This window comes from Variovorax sp. J31P207 (assembly GCF_030316965.1).
Taxonomy (GTDB): Bacteria; Pseudomonadota; Gammaproteobacteria; order Burkholderiales; family Burkholderiaceae_C; genus Variovorax; species Variovorax ginsengisoli_B.
The window spans coordinates 288,878-309,802 of sequence record NZ_JASZYN010000007.1 but is presented as its reverse complement, the minus strand read 5'-3'; the positions used below and the strand labels follow the sequence as shown (position 1 = coordinate 309,802).

The 20,925-nt window shown below is 71.9% G+C and carries 14 protein-coding genes; 5 read left to right on the top strand and 9 right to left on the bottom strand.

Features of this window, described 5'->3' with window-relative positions:
- Position 1: 1 nt before the first annotated feature.
- The 6 genes from QTI68_RS24500 to QTI68_RS24475 form a co-directional block, all read right to left on the bottom strand.
- The gene (locus tag QTI68_RS24500) at positions 2-577 is read right to left on the bottom strand and encodes a YceI family protein (protein WP_286525280.1); all 576 of its coding nucleotides are present in this window, start codon (positions 575-577) and stop codon (positions 2-4) included.
- A complete protein-coding gene (locus QTI68_RS24495) occupies positions 574-1,137 on the bottom strand; it encodes a cytochrome b (protein ID WP_286525279.1) in 564 nt (187 codons plus the stop codon). The genes QTI68_RS24500 and QTI68_RS24495 overlap by 4 nt, the downstream gene beginning before the upstream one ends.
- Positions 1,138-1,189: 52 nt before the next feature.
- Positions 1,190-3,442, bottom strand: coding sequence for a RelA/SpoT family protein (locus QTI68_RS24490; RefSeq protein WP_286525278.1), 2,253 nt, complete (start codon positions 3,440-3,442; stop codon positions 1,190-1,192).
- A 95-nt stretch (positions 3,443-3,537) separates the two neighbouring features.
- Complete coding sequence (gene rpoZ / locus QTI68_RS24485) at positions 3,538-3,741, bottom strand: DNA-directed RNA polymerase subunit omega (protein ID WP_019656435.1); 204 nt, start codon at positions 3,739-3,741, stop codon at positions 3,538-3,540.
- Positions 3,742-3,773: 32 nt separating this feature from the next.
- Complete coding sequence (gene gmk / locus QTI68_RS24480) at positions 3,774-4,394, bottom strand: guanylate kinase (RefSeq protein ID WP_286369933.1); 621 nt, start codon at positions 4,392-4,394, stop codon at positions 3,774-3,776.
- Between the two features lie 55 nt (positions 4,395-4,449).
- On the bottom strand, positions 4,450-5,388 hold the full coding sequence (locus QTI68_RS24475; RefSeq protein ID WP_286525277.1) for a WYL domain-containing protein: 939 nt from the start codon (positions 5,386-5,388) through the stop codon (positions 4,450-4,452).
- A gap of 95 nt (positions 5,389-5,483) precedes the next feature.
- On the opposite strand from QTI68_RS24475, the gene QTI68_RS24470 reads away from it, so the two are divergent.
- From QTI68_RS24470 to recD, 5 genes are read left to right on the top strand one after another with little or no spacing between them, the layout of a single operon-like run.
- The gene (locus QTI68_RS24470) at positions 5,484-6,635 is read left to right on the top strand and encodes a metallophosphoesterase family protein (protein WP_286525276.1); all 1,152 of its coding nucleotides are present in this window, start codon (positions 5,484-5,486) and stop codon (positions 6,633-6,635) included.
- On the top strand, positions 6,632-9,292 hold the full coding sequence (locus tag QTI68_RS24465; RefSeq protein WP_286525274.1) for an AAA family ATPase: 2,661 nt from the start codon (positions 6,632-6,634) through the stop codon (positions 9,290-9,292). The genes QTI68_RS24470 and QTI68_RS24465 overlap by 4 nt, the downstream gene beginning before the upstream one ends.
- Before the next feature lie 9 nt (positions 9,293-9,301).
- Complete coding sequence (recC, locus tag QTI68_RS24460) at positions 9,302-12,820, top strand: exodeoxyribonuclease V subunit gamma (protein ID WP_286525272.1); 3,519 nt, start codon at positions 9,302-9,304, stop codon at positions 12,818-12,820.
- On the top strand, positions 12,817-16,554 hold the full coding sequence (gene recB, locus QTI68_RS24455; RefSeq protein ID WP_286525270.1) for an exodeoxyribonuclease V subunit beta: 3,738 nt from the start codon (positions 12,817-12,819) through the stop codon (positions 16,552-16,554). Before recC ends, recB begins: the two co-directional genes overlap by 4 nt.
- Complete coding sequence (gene recD / locus QTI68_RS24450; protein WP_286525269.1) at positions 16,551-18,671, top strand: exodeoxyribonuclease V subunit alpha; 2,121 nt, start codon at positions 16,551-16,553, stop codon at positions 18,669-18,671. Before recB ends, recD begins: the two co-directional genes overlap by 4 nt.
- A gap of 5 nt (positions 18,672-18,676) precedes the next feature.
- On the opposite strand, the gene QTI68_RS24445 is transcribed toward recD, so the two are convergent.
- The 3 genes from QTI68_RS24445 to QTI68_RS24435 form a co-directional block, all read right to left on the bottom strand.
- Positions 18,677-19,435: an SDR family oxidoreductase gene (locus QTI68_RS24445; protein WP_286525268.1), complete on the bottom strand. Its 759-nt coding sequence runs from the start codon at positions 19,433-19,435 to the stop codon at positions 18,677-18,679.
- Positions 19,436-19,437: 2 nt separating this feature from the next.
- The gene (locus QTI68_RS24440; RefSeq protein WP_286525267.1) at positions 19,438-19,917 is read right to left on the bottom strand and encodes a carboxymuconolactone decarboxylase family protein; all 480 of its coding nucleotides are present in this window, start codon (positions 19,915-19,917) and stop codon (positions 19,438-19,440) included.
- A 124-nt stretch (positions 19,918-20,041) separates the two neighbouring features.
- Positions 20,042-20,923 carry an RNA polymerase sigma-70 factor gene (locus tag QTI68_RS24435; RefSeq protein WP_286525266.1) on the bottom strand — a complete coding sequence of 294 codons (882 nt, stop codon included), beginning with the start codon at positions 20,921-20,923 and terminating at the stop codon, positions 20,042-20,044.
- Positions 20,924-20,925: the final 2 nt, after the last annotated feature.

Genomic DNA, 20,925 nt, shown 5'->3' with positions numbered 1-20,925 from the left:
TTCAGCGGGCCTCGCGCAATTGAACGTGGAACTTCACGTTCACGTCGGCGCCGATGACGCTGGTCGCCGCCCACTCGCCGGTGCCGATCCCGAACAGGCTGCGCTTGACGCTGAACTCGCCGTCCAGCGTCGCGCCGCCGGCCGCCGCGGTCCAGGCGAGCGGCACCTCGAGCGGCTGCGTCACGCCCTTGAGCGCCAGCGTGCCGCGCGCGATGAAGCGCCCGGCTGGCGAGCCCGCAGGCGCGCGGCGGATCTCGGTGGCGTGGAACTCGGCCACCGGATGGCGGGCGACATCGAACCACTCGGCGCCGGCGATCGCCTTGTTGATGTCCGCGCTCGCCATGTCGGCGCTCGCGACCCGGATCGTGACGTCGAGCCGCCCGCCCGCCGGGCTGTCGCCGTCGAGCCCCAGGCGGACGTCGAAATCCTTGAAGACGCCCCGCGCCGGCGTCTTCTCGAACTGGGCGGCGAATTCGAGCCGGCTGCCGGCGGGCTCCATCTTCCAGTCGGCCGCCCGGGCGGGCTGGAGCGCGGCGAAGGCCAGCGCCAGGACGATCGAGCCGGCGATGGGGTTCATGTGCGAGGGGTCCTGGCGGGCAGCATCCGGGTCAGCACGTCGTCGCGCTTCGCGAAGTGGTGGCGCAGCGCCGCTGCGATGTGCAGCACCAGCAGCGCGACGAGGGCGATGCCGAGCGCGAAGTGCACCGCTGCGGCGAGCTCGGCGGTGTGCTCGTCGGGCGCGACGATGGCCGGCAGCGGGAGGCGCCAGAAAATGCGGAACGGGACGCCGGCGGCGGCACTGACGATCCAGCCGCTCAGCGGCAGGGCCAGCATCAGGCCGTAGAGCAGCGCATGGCTGGCGTGCGCGGCCGCGCGTTCCCAGGCCGGCATGCCGGGCGGCAGCGCCGGGGCGCGGGTCGCCAGGCGGTTCAGCAGGCGCAGCACGACCAGCGCCAGGATCAGCATGCCGACCGATTTGTGCCAGACGAAGAGATCGAGCTTGGTGGGCGACAGCCGCCAGCTGGCCGCCAGCCAGCCGAGCACGAACTGCAGCAGGATCAGCGCCGCGACACCCCAGTGGAAGGACTTGGCCGCGGCGCTCCAGGCCTGGGCGGGGGAGCTTCCTGGTCGCGCCATGCGTGCAACCCGTTGGAGGCGCTGGTCCGGCGGGGCTTCGAAGCCGCCGGCCTCAGGGCGCGGGCACCATGCGGGCCGCTGCGAGCACCGACGGGGTGCGCCGCGCCGCGCGCAGCACGGCATCGAGATGGTTGCGGTCGCGCACCGCGATCACGAAGCGCAGGTCGGTCGAATCCTGCGGCGTCTCGTCGGCCATCTCGACGTGCGTGATGTCGGCTTCGGCATCGGCCAGCGTCGCCGCCACCCGTGCCAGCACGCCCTTGTCGTTGCGCACCGTGACCACCACGCCGGTCTCGAAGGTGCGCACCGGCTCGTCGGCCCACTCGACCGCAAAGAAGCGCTCGCTGTCCTTGTAACGCAGCCGCTGGCCGACGCCGCATTCCTCGGTGTGGACCACCAGGCCCTCGCCGTGGCCCAGGTAGCCGACGATCGCATCGCCCGGGATCGGCCGGCAACAGAGCGCAAAACGCACCGAGGAGTTCTCGCTGCCGTCGAGCGTGACTGCCCCCTGCGACACGCCCTCGTGCGCCGTGAAGCGCTCGCGGCTCAGCATCAGGGCATCGGGCTTCTCGCCGCGTTCGGCCAGGAGCGCCATCAGCCGCTTGGCGACGATGCTCGCGATCCGCTTGCCCAGGCCGATGTCGGTCAGCAGTTCGGAGCGGGTGCGGTTGCCGGTGAAGCGCAGCAGCTTCTCCCACAGCGCCTGGTGCTCGGTGTCGTCGTCCGGCAGCTTGCCGAGGCCTTCGGCGCGCAGCGCCTGCGCCAGCAGCTTCTCGCCCAGGCCCTCGGATTCGGCATGCGCCAGCGTCTTCAGGTAGTGGCGGATCTTGGAGCGGGCGCGGCCGGTGCGCACGAAGCCGAGCCAGGCCGGATTGGGGGTGGACACCGGCGCCGTGATGATCTCGACCACGTCGCCGTTCTTGAGCTCGGTGCGCAGCGGGACCTGGTCGCCGTTGATGCGGGCGGCCGAGGTGTGGTCGCCGATGTTGCTGTGGATCGCGTAGGCGAAATCGACCACGGTGGCGCCGCGCGGCAGCGCCATGATCTGGCTCTTGGGCGTGAAGACGTAGACCGCGTCGGGGAACAGGTCGACCTTGACGTGGTCCCAGAATTCGGCGGCGTCGCGGGTCTCGTCCTGGATGTCGAGCAGCGACTGCAGCCACTTGGCGCCGAGCCGCTCGCTGGTGGCCGCGGCCGGCTCCTGTGCCTTGTAGAGCCAGTGCGCCGCCACGCCCGACTCGGCCACCACGTGCATCGCCTCGGTTCGCAGCTGGAACTCGACGTTGACGCCCGAAGGGCCCACCAGCGTGGTGTGCAGCGACTGGTAGCCGTTCAGCTTGGCGATGGCGATGTGGTCCTTGAACTTGCCCGGCAGCGGCTTGTACATCTGGTGCAGGATGCCCAGGCCGGTGTAGCAGGCGATCACGGTCGGCACGATCAGCCGGAAGCCGTAGATGTCGGTCACCTGGGCGAAGCTCAGGTGCTTTTCGTCCATCTTGCGGTAGATGGAATAGAGCGTCTTCTCGCGCCCGGCGATGCGCACGCTCATGCCGGCGGCGGCAAAAGAGGTCTCGACCTCCTGCTGCACCTTCTGGATCAGATCGCGGCGCCGTCCGCGGGCCTTCGCCACCGCCTTGGACAGCACCGAGTAGCGCCATGGCCGGAGGTGGCGGAACGACAGGTCCTGCAGCTCGCGGTAGGTCTGGTTCAGGCCCAGCCGGTGGGCGATCGGGGCGTAGATCTCGAGCGTCTCGCGCGAGATGCGGGCCCACTTCTCGCGGGGCGCGTCGTCCAGCGTGCGCATGTTGTGGGTGCGGTCGGCCAGCTTGACCAGGATCACCCGGACGTCGCGCGCCATGGCGAGCAGCATCTTGCGGAAGGACTCGGCCTGGTTCTCCTCGCGGGTATTGAAGCGCAGCTTGTCGAGCTTGGTCAGGCCGTCGACCAGTTCGGCCACCGGGGCGCCGAAGCGCTCGATCAGCTCGGACTTGGTGACGCCGCAGTCTTCGATCGCATCGTGCAGCAGGGCCGCCATCAGCGCCTGGGCGTCGAGCTTCCATTCAGCGCATTGCGCCGCCACGGCGATCGGGTGGGTGATGTAGGGCTCGCCGCTGTTGCGCAGTTGCCCCAGGTGGGCCTCGTCGGCGAAGCGGTAGGCGCGGCGGACCAGGTCGATGTCTTCGGCGCCGAGATAGTCGAGGCGGTCGGTCAGGGCGGCGAAACTGGCGGCGGCCGCATTCAGCGCCGCGGGACTCGGCCGCAGGACAGGGGATGCCCCGGTCAGGGGCTTGACGACCGCGCTCATGGGTACCACTTTAGCGTGGCCGCCGGATCGTCGCATTCAGCCACAAAAAAAGCACCGCGTACGGTGCTTCCTTGTTGCATGTGAGCATCAACTTCTCAGCCGGGGACCTTCTTGAGCATCTCGAGGCCGATCTTGCCTTCGGCGATTTCGCGCAGCGCGGTCACGGCCGGCTTGTTCTTGCTTTCGATCTTGGGCGCATGGCCCTGGCTCAGCATGCGCGCGCGGTAGGTGGCGGCCAGCACGAGCTGGAAGCGGTTCGGGATGTGAACGAGGCAATCTTCGACGGTGATGCGGGCCATGAGGATCTTTCGGTGCGGACTTTGGGGTCGTTTCAGGGGATGTTCAGCGCGGCGAAGGTGTCGGCGCGTGCGCGGCGCTGTGCGGAGTAGCGCAGCCGCTGAGCGTGGACGATCGCTTTCAGGTCGAAAAGTGCGCGCTCAAATACCTCGTTGATTATAACGAAGTCGAATTCCGATGCACGCGCCATCTCTTCGGCGGCATTCTGGAGGCGCAATTCGATGATCGAGGCGCTGTCTTCGCCGCGCCGTTCGAGTCGCGAGCGCAGTTCTTCCCAGCTCGGCGGCAGGATGAAGATCATCACCGCGTTGGCGAAGGTCTTGCGGATCTGCAGCGCGCCCTGGAAGTCGATCTCGAGGATCACGTCGGCGCCCTGGGCGATGCGTTCCTCGATGGCCTTCTTGGAGGTGCCGTAGCGCTGGCCGTGCACATGGGCCCATTCGACGAAGGCGTCGGCCTCGACCATGGCGTCGAATTCGGGGTGGGAGGCGAAGAAGTACTCGCGTCCGTGCTTCTCCTGGCCGCGCGGCGGGCGGGTGGTGTGGGAGACCGAGGGCTGGACGGCCGAGTCGAGCTCCATCAGCGCCTTGACCAGGCTCGATTTGCCGGCGCCGCTGGGCGCTGCGACCACGAAGATGTTGCCGGGGTAGTCCATGGATTCTTTGTTCGATGCCCAGCCGGCCCGGGCGCGAGGCCGGCCGAAGCGGGCGTCAGCGGCTGGATGCGGGGGTGTCGTCGCGTTGGCGGGAACCCGGTAGTTTATCAGCCGGGGTCGCCGGGGCCGGCGGCCGGTAGCCCGGCGCCAGCAGCGCGTTGGCCGCGCCGTAGAGCACCAGCGGGTCGCGTAGGCCGAGTGCGTACTCCGGGCCGCGCAGGCTGAGGTCGGGCGAGCAGTCGACATTCCAGCGCCGCAGCATGTAGCCGGCGTTGGCGGCCCGCACCCGGATGCGCAGCACGCCGTCGGGCATGTCGTAGTCGCGCCGGATGACGTCGGGGCGGGGGTGCGAGGGGTGGGGCAGCAGTTCGAGTTCGACGATCCGGCTCCACTGGACATCGTGCTCGGCGCTTTCCCGGGGGCCGACCGCGCTGTCGGCGAGCACCTCCGGCGACTCGATCCGGGTCAGCACGAAATCCCGGAACTCGGCCGACTTGCGGTCGAAGGCACGGACGTGCCAGCGCACGCCTGAATCGACCAGGGCGAAGGGGACCAGTTCGCGCTCGCCCGGCGGGCCGGACAGCGAGTGGTAGACCAGCCGCACGGCCTTGCCGCAGTGGATGGCGCGGGTCACGGGCGCCAGCACGTCCATGCGGGGCCGGCTGAGTGCGGTCGGGATCTCGCAGCGCAGCAGCGGCGACAGGTCTTCGGCCGCGCCCTGGCCGAAGCCCTGCGACAGGGCGCTCAGCACGCGCTGGGGCGCGTGCTCGAACAGCGGCCTGAACGTGGCGCTCGGCAGGTAGAGCTTGCGGGTGCCGTCGAAGTCGAGGTTGCCGGGGGCGGCCTCGCGGTACTGCGCGATGTCGCGGGTGGCCCCGGCCGGGCCCATGCCGAAGCGGGCGACCAGGTCGGAGCGCCGCAGTTCACCCAGGAAATAGAGCCGGAAGTCGATGTACGACAGGCGTTCGAGCTGGGCGCGGGGAATCGGCGGCATGGCCGGATGGTAACCCGATCGTCACCATAAAACATCAAAAAGCCGATTTAATGTCATCAAAATGATGATGTAATAGCGCAAAGGGACTTCGCACCATGACTCGCTTCCTTCATACCGCCGATTGGCAGATCGGCCGCCAGTTCGCCACCTTCGACCCCGAGCACGCGCCGATCCTCGCCGAAGCCCGCATCGCCGCGGTCGAGCGGCTGGCGCTGCTGGCCACCGGGCACCAGGTCGATGCCGTGCTGGTGGCCGGCGACGTCTTCGATGCCCAGACCGTGTCGGAGCGCACCGTGCGCCGCCTGTTCAACGCGCTGGCGGGCTATGCCGGGCCGTGGCTCATGATCCCCGGCAACCACGACGCCGCCCTGGCAGAGAGCGTCTGGACCCGCGCCCAGCGGCTGGGCGTGGTGCCGCCCAATGCCCATCTGCTGCTGGCGCCCGAGCTGCGGCTGTTCGAGGCGCAGGGCTTCGCGGTGCTGCCGGCGCCGCTGACGCAGCGCCACACCTACAACGACCTCACGGCCTGGTTCGACGCGGCCGAGACGCCGGCCGGCCTGCTGCGCATCGGCCTGGGCCACGGCAGCGTGCAGGGCATCCTGGCCGAAGGCATCGACTCGGCCAATCCACTGGCGCCGGACCGCGCCGCCAGCGCCAGGCTCGACTACCTGGCGCTGGGCGACTGGCACGGCTGCAAGCGCATCGACGCCCGCACCTGGTATGCCGGCACGCCCGAGCCCGACCGCTTCAAGGCGAACGACGCCGGGCAGGCGCTGCTGGTGGAGATCGCCGCGCCGGGCGCCGAGCCGCAGGTCACTCCGCTGGCGGTCGGCCAGTTCCATTGGCATCTGCTGGCGACCCACCTGCATGTCGCGAGCGACCTCGACGCACTGCTGGAAGAACTGGCCGGGCTCGGCGCGCAGGACGTGGTCGACCTGCGGGTCCAGGGGCGCATCGACCTGGCGGGCCGGCAGCGGCTGCAGGCCGCGGTCGGCAGCGCCGAGGCGCGGGCGCGCCACCTGCAGGCCGACCTGTCGGCCCTGCAGCTGGTGCCGACCGACGAGGACATCGCCGGCCTGCAGGCCGACGGCTACCTGGGCGAGGTGATCGCCGAGCTGCGCGAGGCCCAGGGCGGGGCCGAGCCCCAGGCGCGGATCGCCCAGGAGGCGCTCGCCCTGCTGACCACGGCGCTGGTGCAGCGCGCCCCGGCGGTGGCCATCGTCCCGATCGAGGCGGCGGCCGCATGAACCTCCAGATCACCCGGCTGCGCGTCGAGCAGCTGCGGCGCTTCCGCAAGCCGCTGGAACTGCGCGGCTTCGAGCCCGGACTCAACATCCTGACCGCGCCCAACGAGGCCGGCAAGAGCACGCTGGTGCGCGCCATCCGCGCCGCCTTCTTCGAGCGCCACCGCTCCACCGTGGTGGACGACCTGCGCCCCTGGGGCGAAGGCAGCGGGGCGGCACCGCAGGTCGAGCTGGACTTCGTGCTCGACGGCCAGCCGCACCAGCTGGTCAAGAGCTTCCTCGGCAAGAAGCGCTGCACCCTGCGCATCGGCGTGCGCACGCTGGACGGCACCGAGGCCGAAGACCACCTGGCCCAGCGCTTCGGCTTCGCCTTCGCCAGCAAGGGTGCCAGCAAGCCCGAGCACTGGGGCATCCCGGGCTTGCTCTGGGTGGAGCAGGGCACTGGCCAGGAACTCAGCGTAGACCCCGCGCGCGACCACTTGCACGATGCGCTGCGGGGGCAGGTCGGCGCCGCGGCGGGTGCGCTGGCGGCCACCGGCGGCGACGAGCTGCTGGACCGGTTCCGGGCCCAGCGCAACGAGCTGCTGACCAGCACCGGCAAGCCGCGCGCGGCTTACCTCGAGGCCGGCGAGTCGATCGCCGCCTGGCAGTCGCAGGCCGAGGCGCTCGACGTCCAGATCGCCAGCTATCGTCAGCAGGTCGACGAGCTGGCGGCGCTGCGGCTCCAGCATCGGGCCGACGATGCGGCGCGGCCCTGGGAAACGCTTCGCCAGGCGTTGGGCGACGCCCGGCGGCGCCAGCAGGTCCTGGAGGAGAGCCAGGCCCGGTTGCAGAACGACCGGACCCGGCTACTGCAGCTCGAAGGCACGCGCGGGCTGCTCGTCAAGGAGCTCGAAGGGCTGGCACGGCAGCAGTCCGACGCCGCCCAGCGCGAGCAGGCGCTGGCCCAGGCGGCCGAACAGCTGCAGGCGGCGGATGCCGCGGCGGCCACGGCGCGCGAGCACGCCGAATCGGCCCGCTCGCGCGCCCACGCGGCCCGCGAAGCCTCGCGCGTCGCGCGCCAGGAGGACCAGCGCGGCAACCTGCGCCAGCAGGTGGCGCAGGCCCAGGCCGAACTGGTCCGCAGCGAGGGCGCGCTGCGGCGCGCCGAGGAGGCGCAGCAGCGCCTGGCCGCGCTGCGCGATGGCGCGGCCGGGGTACCCACCATCGCCAAGGCCCAGGTGCAGCGCCTGATCGAGCTCGACCGTGCCGAACGCGACGCCTCGCTGCGGCGCCAGGCGGTCGCCACGCGGCTGCAGTTCGCGCTGCCCGAGGGCGTGGTCCTCGGCCTGAAGACGCATGCGGAAAGCGGGGAACTGCAAGCCCGCGGTGAACGCCTGCTCGACGCCCCCACCACGCTGCGACTGCCCGGCGGCGGCGAGCTGGTCATCACGCCGGGCGGCGACGACCTGGCGCAGCTGGCCCGCAGTCACGCCGAGGCGCAGCAGGAACTGCGCGCAGCCTTGCAGGCACAAGGCGTGGCCGACCTCGCCGACGCGCAGGCGCGGCTCGGCGCGGCGGCCGATCGGGAGGCCCAGCTGCGGCTGGCCGAGCAGGCGCTGGCCATCGTCGCGCCCAAGGGGCTGGAGCCTCTGCGGGGTGCGCACGCCGAGGCGCAGTCGCGCATCCGCGGCGCGCAGGAGGCGCTGGCGCGGCTGCCCGAAGTGCCGTCCGAAGCCGTGCTGCCGGCCGACCAGGCCGAAGCGGCGCAAGACGCGGCGACCGCCACCGAACAAGCCAGCGCCACCGCTTTGGCGCAGGCGCAGCGCCGCCAGGCGGCCGCGCAAAGCCTGCGTGACACCGCCCAGCAAGAGCATCTCGCGGCCCAGGCGGCACTGGCCGATCCGGCCCGCACGCAGCGCCAGTCCGAGGCGCAGGCGCAACTGCTGGCCACCGGTGCCGAGCACGCCGCGCTGGCCGCGCGGATCGAGGAAGCCAGCCTCCAGGTGCGCGAGGCCCGGCCCGACATCGTGGCCCAGGACATCGACCGCCTGCAGCGCAGCATCGAACAGATGACGCGCGGCCATCAGCAGCGCCGCGAGGACATCCTGCTGCTCGAGAACACGCTGCAGCAGGCCGGTGCCCAGGGGCTGGAAGAGCAGCGCGACACCCTGGCCGGCAAACTTGGCCAGGCCCGGCGCCGCCACGCCGAACTGCAGCGCCGCGCCGAGGCGCTCGACCTGCTCTGCAGCAAGCTCGACGCCAAGCGCCAGGCCACGCTGGCGCGCCTGCAGGCGCCCTTGCAGGCGCGGCTGCAGCACTACCTGCCGCTGCTGCTGCCGGGAGCCACGGTGCAGATCGACGCCGGCCTCGCCCCGGGCACCCTGGTGCGCTCGCAGGCCGACGGCGCGATCGAATCGGGCCAGGTGCAAGAACTGAGTTTCGGCGCCCGCGAACAACTCGGCCTGATCAGCCGCTTCGCCTATGCCGACCTGCTGCAGCAGGCTGGCCGGCCGACCCTGCTGATCCTCGACGACGCGCTGGTGCACAGCGACGCGCCGCGCCTGGCGCAGATGAAGCGCGTGCTCTTCGACGCCGCGCAGCGCCACCAGGTGCTGCTGTTCACCTGCCACCCGCAGAATTGGCAGGACATGGGCGTGGCGCTCCGCCCGCTGGCCTGACATCTCGCAATGACCGACACCGCTCTCTCTACCGGCTTCATGGCCGTGCACAGCAACCATCCGGAAGCGCTGCGCGACCTGATGCTCGCCTGGATGGCGCGCCATCCGCTGGCGCCGCTGGAGGACGAGTGGGTGCTGGTGCAGAGCAACGGCGTGGCGCAGTGGCTGCGGCTGTCGCTGGCGCGCGATCCGGCCCAGGGCGGCATCGGCATCGCCGCCGCGCTGCAGACCGAACTGCCGGCCACCTTCATCTGGCAGGCCTACCGCGCGGTGCTCGGCACGCAGGCCGTGCCCGCGGCCTCGCCCTTCGACAAGGCCCTGCTGGTGTGGCGGCTCATGCGCCTGCTGCCCGCGCTGCTCGAAGAGGAGGTGTTCGCGCCGCTGCGCCGCTTCCTGGCCGACGACGCCGACCTGCGCAAGCGCCACCAGCTGGCCGAGCGCCTGGCCGACCTGTTCGACCAGTACCAGGTCTACCGCGCCGACTGGCTGGCCGGCTGGGCCGAAGGGCACGACCGGATCGTCGCCAGCCGTTCGGGCGAGCAGCCGGTGGCTGACGAACTGCGCTGGCAGCCGCGCCTGTGGCGGGCGCTGCTGGACGACGTCGGCCCGGCCGGCGCCGCCCACGGTCGGGCCGCGGTGCACCAGCGCTTCATGGCCGCGGCCGCGGGCTGGCAGGGCGAGCGGCCGGCCGGGCTGCCGCGCCGGCTGGTGGTGTTCGGCGTCTCGTCGCTGCCGCAGCAGTCGCTCGAAGTGCTGGGCGCGCTGGCGCGCTGGATGCAGGTGCTGATGTGCGTGCACAACCCCTGCGAGCACGACTGGTCGCACATCGTGGCCGACAAGGACCTGCTGCGCGCCGAGCGCCTGCGGCAGCGCCGGCGTCCGGGCGGCGAGGGCTCCATCGCCGAAGAAAACCTGCACCTGCATGCGCAGCCGCTGCTGGCCGCCTGGGGCAAGCAGGGCCGCGACTTCATCCGCCTGCTCGACGCCCACGATGCGCAGGAGTCCTATGCACAGCACTTCGACGCCATCGGCCAGCGCATCGACTGCTTCGACCCCAACCCGCAGGACACGCTGCTGCGCCAGCTGCAGGACGACATCCGCGACCTGCGTCCGCTGGCCGAGACCCGCGGCAGATGGCCGGCGCTCGACGCGCGGGCCGACCGGTCGATCCGCTTCCACGTCACGCACGGCCCGCAGCGCGAGGTCGAGGTGCTGCACGACCAGCTGCTGTCGGCCTTCGCCGCCGATGCCACGCTGCGGCCGCGCGACGTGATCGTGATGGTGCCCGACGTCGCGGCCTACGCGCCGCACATCCAGGCCGTCTTCGGCCTGCTCGGCGCCGACGATCCGCGCCACCTGCCCTACACGCTGGCCGACCAGGGCCAGCGCCATCACGACCCGCTGCTGGGGGCGCTCGAAAAGCTGCTGGCCCTGCCGCAATCGCGCATCGCGGTGAGCGACCTGCTCGACTGGCTCGAAGTGCCGGCCCTGCGGGCCCGTTTCGGCATCGACGAGAACCAGCTGCCGCTGCTGCACCGCTGGATCTCGGCCGCCAACATCCGCTGGGGGCTGCATGCCGAGCAGCGCCGCCAGCTCGACCTGCCCGGGGCGCTGGCCCAGAACAGCTGGGACTTCGGCCTGCAGCGGATGCTGCTGGGCTACGCGGTGGGCACCGGCGAGGCCTGGGAAGAGGTCGAGCCGCTCGACGAAGTGGGCGGGCTCGACGCCGCGCTGCTCGGCCCGCTGGTGCAGCTACTGGCCGCGCTCGAATCGCATTGGCGCACGCTGGCCACGCCGGCAGCGCCCGCCGAGTGGGGCGTCCGGCTGCGGGCCCTGCTGGCCGACTTCTTCGCCGCCGACGAGGACAGCGACGGCTTCACGCTGAAGCGGCTCGAGATGTCGCTGCAGCAATGGCTCGACGCCTGCGCCAATGCGGCCATGGCCGAGCCGGTTCCGCTCTCGGTGGTCCGCGAGCACTGGCTGGCGCAGATCGACCAGCCGACGCTCAACCAGCCCTTCTTCGCCGGCGCCGTGACCTTCGCGACCCTGATGCCGATGCGCGCGATCCCGTTCCGCGTGGTGGCCCTGCTGGGCATGAACGACGGCGACTATCCACGCAGCCGCGTGCCGATGGATTTCGACCTGATGGGCCATGACTGGCGGCCCGGCGACCGCTCGCGGCGCGAGGACGACCGCTACCTGTTCCTCGAGGCCCTGCTGTCGGCACGCGAGCAGCTGCACATCAGCTGGGTCGGCCGCAGCATCCTCGACCATTCGGAGCGGCCGCCCTCGGTGCTGGTGGCCCAGCTGCGCGACCATCTCGCGGCCGGCTGGCGGCTCGCGGGCGACGAGGAAGCGCCGGCGGCGGACGCCGGCCGGCGGCTGCTGCATGCGCTGACCGTGGAGCACCGCCTGCAGCCCTTCCATCCGGCCTACTTCACGCTCGGCGGCGATGCGCGCCTGTCCAGCCATGCGCGTGAATGGCGGGCCGGCCTGGCGCCCCAGGCAACGGTGCAAGCCGATGCCGACGCACTGCCGCCCTGGCGCTTCGACGGCCCGCTCACGCTGCGGCTGCTGGCCGACTTCCTCAAGGACCCGGTGAAGAGCTTCTTCCGCCAGCGGCTGGGCATCCACTTCGAGGCCGACGATCCGGTCGGCGAGGACGAGGAGCCCTTCGCCATCGACGCCCTCGAAAACTGGCAGCTGCAGAACGAGCTGATCCAGGCCCAGCGGGTGGCCATCGAGGCCGGCGGCTCGCGCGAAGAGGCGCTGGGCACGCAGCTCGCCCGCATGGCGCGCCGCGGCGACCTGCCGGCCGGCCACTTCGCCGCCCTGGTCCAGGAGCGGCTGGCCGAGCCGATGGAAAAGATGTTCGCCGAATACGAGAAGGCGCTGGCCGAATGGCCCGAGCCCTTGCCCGATGCCGCGCTGGACTTCCTGCCCGAGGGCCTGCCCGAGCCGCTGCGCCTCGCGGACTGGCTCGGCGGCCTGCGCGCGAACCCGAATGGCGAGCGATGCCGCCTGCTGCTGGACAGCGGCAGCCTGGTCAAGGACCGGAGCTACAGGCTCGACAAGCTGGTGCCCTTCTGGATCGCGCACGTGGCGGCGCACCTGGAGGGCGGATCGATCACGAGCCGCATCGTCAGCAAGGCCGGCAGCGTGACGCTGCATCCGCTGTCCGAGTCACAGGCGCGTGCCTGGTGGTCGGTGCTGCTGGATGCCTGGCAGCAGGGCCTGGACCGGCCGTTGCCGCTGGCGCTGCGCAGCGCCCTGGCCTGGCTGGGCAAGGGCGGCACGCAGGCCGACGTCGACGCCGGCGCGCCGCGCGAAGCCGCGCGCGCCTGCTATGAAGACAGCGACCCGGCCTACGGCAAGTTCGGCGAGTGCGACGGCAACGCCTACCTGGCCCGCGCGCTCCGCGATTTCGAATCCTTGTGGGCCGACGGCGAGTTCGCCCGCTGGGCGCTGGCGCTGCTCAAGCCGATGAGCGATGCGGTCGGCCGGGCGCCGGCGAAGGAGGCCGAATGACCTTGCCTTCCTTGCTGGACCCCCTGCGTTTTCCGCTGCGCGGCAGCCGGCTGATCGAGGCCAGTGCCGGCACCGGCAAGACCTTCACGATCGCCGCGCTGTACCTGCGGCTGGTGCTGGGGCATGGCGGCGAGGCCGCCTTCACGCGGCCGCTCGCGCCGCCCGAGATCCTGGTCGTCACCTTCACCGAGGCCGCCACCAAGGAGCTGCGCGACCGCATCCGGGCCCGCCTGGCCGAGGCGGCAGAGGCCTTCCTCGCGGATCCCGCGACGGTGCCGCCGCAGCCACCGGGCCAGGACCTGCTGCACGACCTGCGCGCCGGCTATCCGACAGCGCAATGGCTGGCCTGCGCCCGCACCCTGCGGCTGGCTGCCGAGTGGATGGACGAGGCCGCGGTCTCGACCATCCACGGCTGGTGCAACCGCATGCTGCGGGAGCACGCCTTCGACAGCGGCAGCCTGTTCACGCAGACGCTCGAGACCGACCAGCGCGAGCTGCAGGCCGAGGTCATGCGCGACTACTGGCGCACTTTCTTCACGCCGCTGGCGCCCGCCGACGCCGAGCAGGTGCATGGCTGGTGGGCCACGCCCGACGCGCTGCTGAAGGCGGTCGAAAAGCTGGTCGGCCTGAGCGAGGTGCTGGGCGAGGGCATGCCGCCTGCGATGGCGCTGGAGGGCGCGCGCACCCACACCGGGCACGCGCTGTCGGGGCTGAAGGCGCCCTGGGCCGGCGACGACGGCTGGGCCGCCGGCTTGCTGGCCGGGCTCGAGGCCGCGGTCGCGGCCAGGCAGTGCAAGCTGCCCAAGCGCAAGGAATGGATGCAGAAGCTGCGCGACTGGGCCGAGGGCGATGCGCTGCTGCCGTCGTTGACCAAGACCGCGTGGGAGCGCCTCACGCCGGCCGGACTGGGCGATGGCTGGAGCGGCGACGCCGCGCTGCTGCGCCATCCGGCGCTGCACGCGCTGGCCGGCCTGCAGGACGCCGTCAGGGCCTTGCCCGACGGCCGCCAGGACCTGTTGCGCCATGCGGCCCGCTGGTCGGCCGAGCGGCTCGCCGCCGAGCAGGCGCGGCGCGCGCAGATGGGCTTCGACGAACTGCTGACCCGGCTCGACGCCGCGCTGCGGGGCCCCAACGGCGAGCGTCTCGCGGCCCTGATTCGGCGCCAGTTCCCGGTCGCGCTGATCGACGAGTTCCAGGACACCGATCCGCTCCAGTACCGCATCTTCGACGCCGTCTACGGCATCGCGGCCAACGCGCAGGACACGGCCGTGGTGCTGATCGGCGACCCCAAGCAGGCGATCTACGCCTTCCGCGGCGCCGACATCCACACCTACCTGGCGGCGCGGCGCGACACCCTGGACCGGCACGCCACGCTCGGCACCAACTTCCGTTCGACGCCGGCGATGGTCGAAGCCGTCAACCAGGTCTTCCTGCAGGCCGAGGCGCGCGAGACGGGGCAGGGCGCATTCCTGTTTCGTACCGATGGCGAGAATCCGCTGCCCTTCGTCCCGGTCCAGGCCCGGGGCCGCAGCGAGCGCTGGATCGTCGCCGGCGAGACCGCCCCGGCGCTGACCTGCTGGACGCTCGATGGCGATCCCCCGCCCGGCAATGGCGAGGCCCAGCGCCTGCTGGCCGCCGCCTGCGCCACCGAGATCGTCCGGCTGCTCGCCGACGGCCTGGCGGGCCGCACCGGCTTCGCCAAGGAAGGCGAGGCGCTGCGCCCGGTGCAGCCCGGCGACATCGCGGTGCTGGTCAACAGCGGCCGCGAAGCGAGCGCCGTGCGCCAGGCGCTGGCCACGCGCGGCGTGCGCAGCGTCTACCTGTCCGACAAGGATTCGGTGTTCCAGAGTCCGGTGGCCGCGGAGCTGCAGCGCTGGCTGGCCGCGTGCGCCGAGCCCGACGACGACCGGCCGCTGCGCGCCGCGCTCGGCAGCCCGGCACTGGCGCTCAGCTGGCCCGAACTCGACCGGCTCAACCACGACGAGCTGCAGTGGGAAGCCCGGGTGCTCCAGTTCCGCCGCTACCAGCAGACCTGGCGGCGCCAGGGCGTGCTGCCGATGCTGCGCCATCTGCTGAACGACTTCGGCGTGCCGCAGCGCCTGCTGGCGGCGGGCGACGAGCGCATGCTGACCGACCTGCTGCACCTGGCCGAACTGCTGCAGCAGGCCAGCGGGCAGCTCGACGGCGAGCACGCGCTGATCCGCTGGCTGGCCGAGCAGCGCGAGGACAGCGCGAGCGAGAACGAGGCCCGCAAGCTGCGTCTGGAAAGCGACGCCGACCTGGTCAAGGTGGTCACCGTGCACAAGTCCAAGGGGCTCGAATACCCGCTGGTCTTCCTGCCCTTCGGCACCGCCTTCCGCGCCGCCAAGGCCGACGACCTGCCGCTCAAGTGGCACGACGCGCAGGGCCGCCTGGTGGTGGCGCTGCAGGCCGACGCCGACGCGCTGGCCCGGGTCGACCACGAGCGCCTGGGTGAAGACCTGCGCAAGCTCTACGTGGCGCTGACCCGGGCCCGCCATGCCACCTGGGTCGGCGCGGCGCCGCTGGCCGGCGTCGAGCGCAGCGCGCTCGGCTACCTGCTCGGCGGCGGGGCGCCGCTCGCGGCATCGGCGCTGGCCGATGCGCTGCGCGATTGGGCGAAGACGTCCGCGGCCATCGCGGTCGAAGCCGCCCCCGAGGCCGACGATGCGCGTTACAGCCCGGTCGCCGATGCGCTGCAGCTGGCGCCCGAGCCGGCCCTGCCATCGGGTCCGCGCGAACGCTGGTGGGTGGCCAGCTATTCGGCCCTGAGCCGGGCCGGCGACCTGCTCGACGACGAGGCCGCGCTGGCCCTCGGCGAGCCAGCGACCCGGCTGGCGCTGCCGCCGACGCCGGCCAGCGCCGCCGAGGACATCTACGCCGACAGCCGCGGCGACGCCATCGCGCCCGACGACGACTTCGGCACCCCGGCGCCCAGCACCGGCAGCTTGCACGACTTCCCGCGCGGCGCCGGCCCGGGCAGCTTCCTGCATGGCCTGCTCGAATGGGTGGGCCGCCAGGGCTTCGGCCGCCTGCAGTCCGATGCGGCGGCACAGGCCGACCTGGCCGACCTGGTCGCCCGGCGCTGCAACCTGAGCGGCTGGAGCACCTGGACCGAGACCTTGCGCGGCTGGCTGCTGGGCTGGCTGGCTGCGCCGCTGGACCTCGGCGCGCTGGTGCCCGGGGCCGGCGCGGTGGCGCCGGCGGCGCTGGGCCGGGTCCAGATCGAGATGGAATTCTGGTTCGGCGTCCAGCAGGTCGACCTGCGCGCGCTCGACGCCCTGGTCTGCCGCCACACGCTCGACGGTGCGCCGCGCGCCGCGCTGCTGCCGCAGCAGCTCAACGGGATGCTCAAGGGTTTCATCGACCTGGTGTTCGAGCACGAGGGCCGCTACTACGTGGCCGATTACAAGTCGAACTGGCTGGGCCCGCGCGATGCCGACTACACGCCCGCCGCGCTGCGCGACGCGGTGCTGCAGCACCGCTACGAGTTGCAGTACGTGCTCTACGTCTTCGCGCTGCACCGGCTGCTGCGTTCGCGGCTCGCCGACTACGACTACGAGCGCCATGTCGGCGGCGCGGTCTACCTGTTCCTGCGCGGCCACGCGGCGCCGGGCCAGGGACTGCACTGCGAGCGGCCGCCGAAAGCGCTGATCGACGCGCTCGATGTCTTGTTCAGCGGCGCCGCTCTCGCTGCGGCGGAGCAGCCGTCATGAAAGCCCCGACCGTGTCCACCGACGTCTTCCTCGGGGCGCCGCCCGCGCGCCATGCGCCCTTGCTCGCCGACCTCGACCGCTGGGTCGCCGAAGGCTGGCTGCGCGCCCTCGACCGCAGCTTCGCCGCCTTCCTGGCGCAGAAGGCGCCCGAGGCCGACCCGTTGCTGGTCCTCGGCGCCGCGCTGGCCAGCCACCAGCTCGGCCGCGGCCATGCCTGCCTCGACCTGCAGGCGGCGCTGGCCGATGCGGGCCTGGCGCTGTCGATGCCGCCCGAAGGCGCGGCGCGCGCGGCCGAGGATGCCGCGCCCATCACCGCGCCCTCGGCCTTGCTGGCCGGCGTGACGCTGGCGCGCTGGACCAAGGCCTTGACGCATCCGGCGCTGGTCGGCGACGGCCCCGGCGCCACGCCGCTGGTGCGCATCGGCAGCCGGCTGTACCTGCGCCGCTATTGGCAGTACGAGCAGTCGGTGCGGGCCGCGATCGGCGAGCGCGTGGCGCGGCCCACCGCGGCGGCCGCGCCCGAGATGCGCGACACATTGGCAGCGGCACTCGACGTGCTGTTCCCGCACCGCGACGGCGCCGCGGCCGACTGGCAGAAGATCGCCTGCGCGCTGGCCGCGCGCCAGCACTTCGGCATCGTCACCGGCGGCCCGGGCACCGGCAAGACCACCACCGTGGTGCGGCTGCTGGCGGTGCTGCAGCACCTGGCGTTGGCCGGCGGAGAGGGCCGCCGGCTGCGCATCCGGCTGGCCGCGCCCACGGGCAAGGCGGCGGCGCGGCTCAATGAATCGATCGCCGGCGCGGTCGCCCGCCTGCCGCTCGAAGGGCTGGCCGATCCTGCGGCGGTGCGCGCGGCGATTCCGACCGAGGTCACGACCGTGCACCGGCTGCTCGGCAGCCGCCCCGACACGCGGCACTTCCGCCACGATGCGCGCAATCCGCTGGCGCTCGATCTGCTGGTGATCGACGAAGCCTCGATGCTCGACCTCGAGATGATGGCCGCCGTCTTCGCCGCGCTGCCGCCGCATGCGCCGCTGATCCTCCTCGGCGACAAGGACCAGCTGGCCTCGGTCGAGGCCGGCGCGGTGCTGGGCGACCTCTGCCAGCGCGCCGACGCGGGCCACTACAGCGCCGACACCGCCGCCTGGCTCGAGGCCGTCACCGGCGAGCTGCTGGAGCCCGAGCTGTGCGATGCCGCGGGCAGCCCGCTCGACCAGGCGGTGGTCAAGCTGCGCATCAGCCATCGCTTCAGTGCCGGCAGCGGCATCGGCAAGCTGGCCGAGGCGGTCAACGCGGGCGACGCCGGTGCGGTGCGGCGCGTCTTCGATCGCGGCCATGCCGACCTGGCGCAGCAACGCAGCCTGGACGACGCGGCGCTGCGCCGGCTGGTGGTCGATGGCGCGCCCGAGGGCTTCGCGGGCCAGGGAATGGGGCGCGTCGAGGGCGGCAAGGCCGTGCCGCCGCCGACCGGCTACCGCCACTACCTGGCGCGGATGGGCCAAGGCAAGCCCCGCATCGATGCCCCGCAGGCCGACTTCGACGCCTGGGCGCGCGAGGTGCTCGCGGCCTATGGCCAGTTCCAGCTGCTGTGCGCCCTGCGCAGCGGCCCGCAGGGCGTCGCGGGGCTGAACCAGCGCATCGCCGGCCTGCTGCGCTCCGAGGGCTTGCTCGAAGCCGACCATGGCGGCTGGTACCCGGGCCGCCCGGTGCTGGTCACCCGCAACGACTACGGGCTGGGCCTGATGAACGGCGACGTCGGCGTCACCTTGGCGATGCCGGCCTGGGTGCCCGGCGAGCAGCGCCCGCGCTGGACCCTGCGCGTGGCCTTCGCGGCCGGCGACGGCCAGGGCGGCATCCGCTGGGTGCTGCCGAGCCGCCTGCGCGCGGTCGAGACCGTGTTCGCGATGACGGTCCACAAGTCGCAGGGCTCCGAGTTCGCGCATGCCGCGCTGCTGCTGCCCGAGCGGGCCAGCCCGGTGCTGACGCGCGAGCTGGTCTACACCGGCATCACCCGGGCCCGCCACTGGTTCACGCTGGTGGCGGCGCCCGAGGTGATGCAGGGCGCGGTGCGCAAGCGGGTCGAGCGGGTCGGGGGGCTGGGCCTGCGCAGGCCCTGAGCCGGCTACTTCGAAGCCGCGGACTTGGCGAACCAGGCTTCGAAGCCGATCGATCCCAGCCACGGGTTCTTGCCGCTCGGCACCAGCGTGTCGTCTTCGAGCCGGGCGCCGAAGTAGCGCGCCTGCGGATCGGCCACGACCTGGCGCGGGTCTTTGGTCGCGGCCAGGTAGCGCTGCAGCAGCGCGGGCATCCGCACGCGCTCCGGCCCGGCGATCTCGACCACGCCGTTGACCGGTGCGCCCAGCGTGTACTCGGCCATCGCCGCCGCCACGTCGTCGGAGGCGATCGGCTGCACGAAGGCGGACGACAGATTCACGGTCTGGCCGTCGGCGCCCGACTGGGCGATGCCGCCGAGGAATTCGAAGAACTGCGTCGAATGGACGATCGTGTAGGGGATCGAGCCTTCGCGGATCAGCTTCTCCTGCGCGATCTTGCCGCGGAAGTAGCCGCTTTCGGCCAGCCGGTCGGTGCCGACCACCGACAGCGCGACATGGTGCTTGACGCCCGCGGCGGCCTCCGCGGCCAGCAGGTTGCGGCCCGCGGTCTCGAAGAATTCGAGCACCGCCTTGTCTTCGAACGAAGGCGAGTTCGCGACGTCGACCACCACTTGCGCGCCGGCGAGCGCTTCGGCCAGGCCTTCGCCCGTGATCGTGTTGACGCCCGAGGCCGGCGAGGCCGCGAGCACCTCATGGCCGCGCTGGCGAAGGTTGACGACGAGCTTGCTTCCGATGAGACCGGAGCCGCCGATGACGACGATCTTCATGGTCATTCCAATCCTGCCTTGTCGAGGCCGTAGGCCTTGTCGGCCGAGCCCGGCACGGTCGTGAAGGCGACGTTGAGCCGGTTCCAGGCATTGATCGCCATCACGGAGAAGGTGAGGTCGGAGAGCTCCTTTTCAGACAGTTGCGTGCGTACGCGGTCGTAGACGTCGCCCGGCACGCCGTGCTCGGGCAGGCGGGTCAGGATCTCGGTCCAGGCCAGCGCGGCGCGTTCGCGCGGGCTGAACAGGGTCGATTCGCGCCAGATCGGCAGATGGTAGAGGCGCAGTTCGCGCTCGCCGTGCAATTTGGCTTCCTTCACGTGCATGTCGAGGCAGAAGCCGCAGCCGTTGATCTGCGAGGCGCGGATGTGCACCAGGTCCAGGGTCTTCTGCTCGATGGCGCTGCTCTTCTCGAGCATGCTGAATTCGACGAACTTCTTGAACAGTTCGGGCGATTGCTGCATGGCGTTGATGCGTTGGGTCATGGTCACTTCCTGAGGGCCCCAGAACGGCTGAGGCATCCGTTTGCGAGAAGTCGCTGCATGGACGGATCTTTTGCATCCATGTCCACAAGACGCGCCAGCTCGCCGGTTTGTGACAGACCCCGCCTCAATGCCCCTGGAAAGCCGCCGCCAGCCGCGCCAGCTTCTCGGGGTTGCGCTGCACGTGGATGCGCGTGATGCGCTCGCCGTCGGTCTCGTACGACTGCGCGGATTCGAGCACCCCGTCGATGAAGCGCAGCAGCGCCCATTCGCCGTTGATCATCGCCAGCTCCACCCGCACGCCGCTGCCGAAGCGCAGGTGGGAGGCATAGAAGAGCTGCGCGATGCGCTGCCCGCCCAGCAGCGGCTTGCCGAAGCTCGGCACGATCCCGCCGCCGTCGCCGATCAGCTCGGCGTTCTCGGCCAGCATGCCGTTCATGGCCGCGAAGTCGCCGCGCGAGAGCGCCTCGGCGAAGCCGCGCATCAGCTGGTGGTGGGCGTCGCGCGAGACCGCGAAGCGCGGCCGCTGCTCGCGCAGCTGCGCCTTGGCGCGGTGCACGATCTGGCGGCAGGCGGCCTCGCTCTTGCCGACGGCCTTGGCCACTTCGTCGTAGTCGGCATCGAACACTTCGCGCAGCAGGAAGGCGGCGCGCGCCTCGGGCGCCAGCCGTTCGAGCATGAACAGGAAGGCGACCGAGACGTCGTCCGACAGCTCCTTGGTCTGCTCGGGCGTCGAAGGCGCATCGGTCAGCACCGGCTCGGGCAGCCAGTAGCCGACGTAGTGGGCGCGCTGCACCTTGGCCGCCCGCAGCCGGTCGATCGCGAGGCGGGTGGTGATGGTGACCAGCCAGGCCTCGGCGTTGTCGATGCCGGTCTGGTCCGATTCATGCCAGCGCAGCCAGGCGTCCTGCACCACGTCCTCGGCCTCGGCCACCGAGCCGAGCATGCGGTAGGCGATGCCCTGCAGGCGGGGGCGGAGGCGGTTGAAGGTGGCGGTGGGGTCGGTCATTG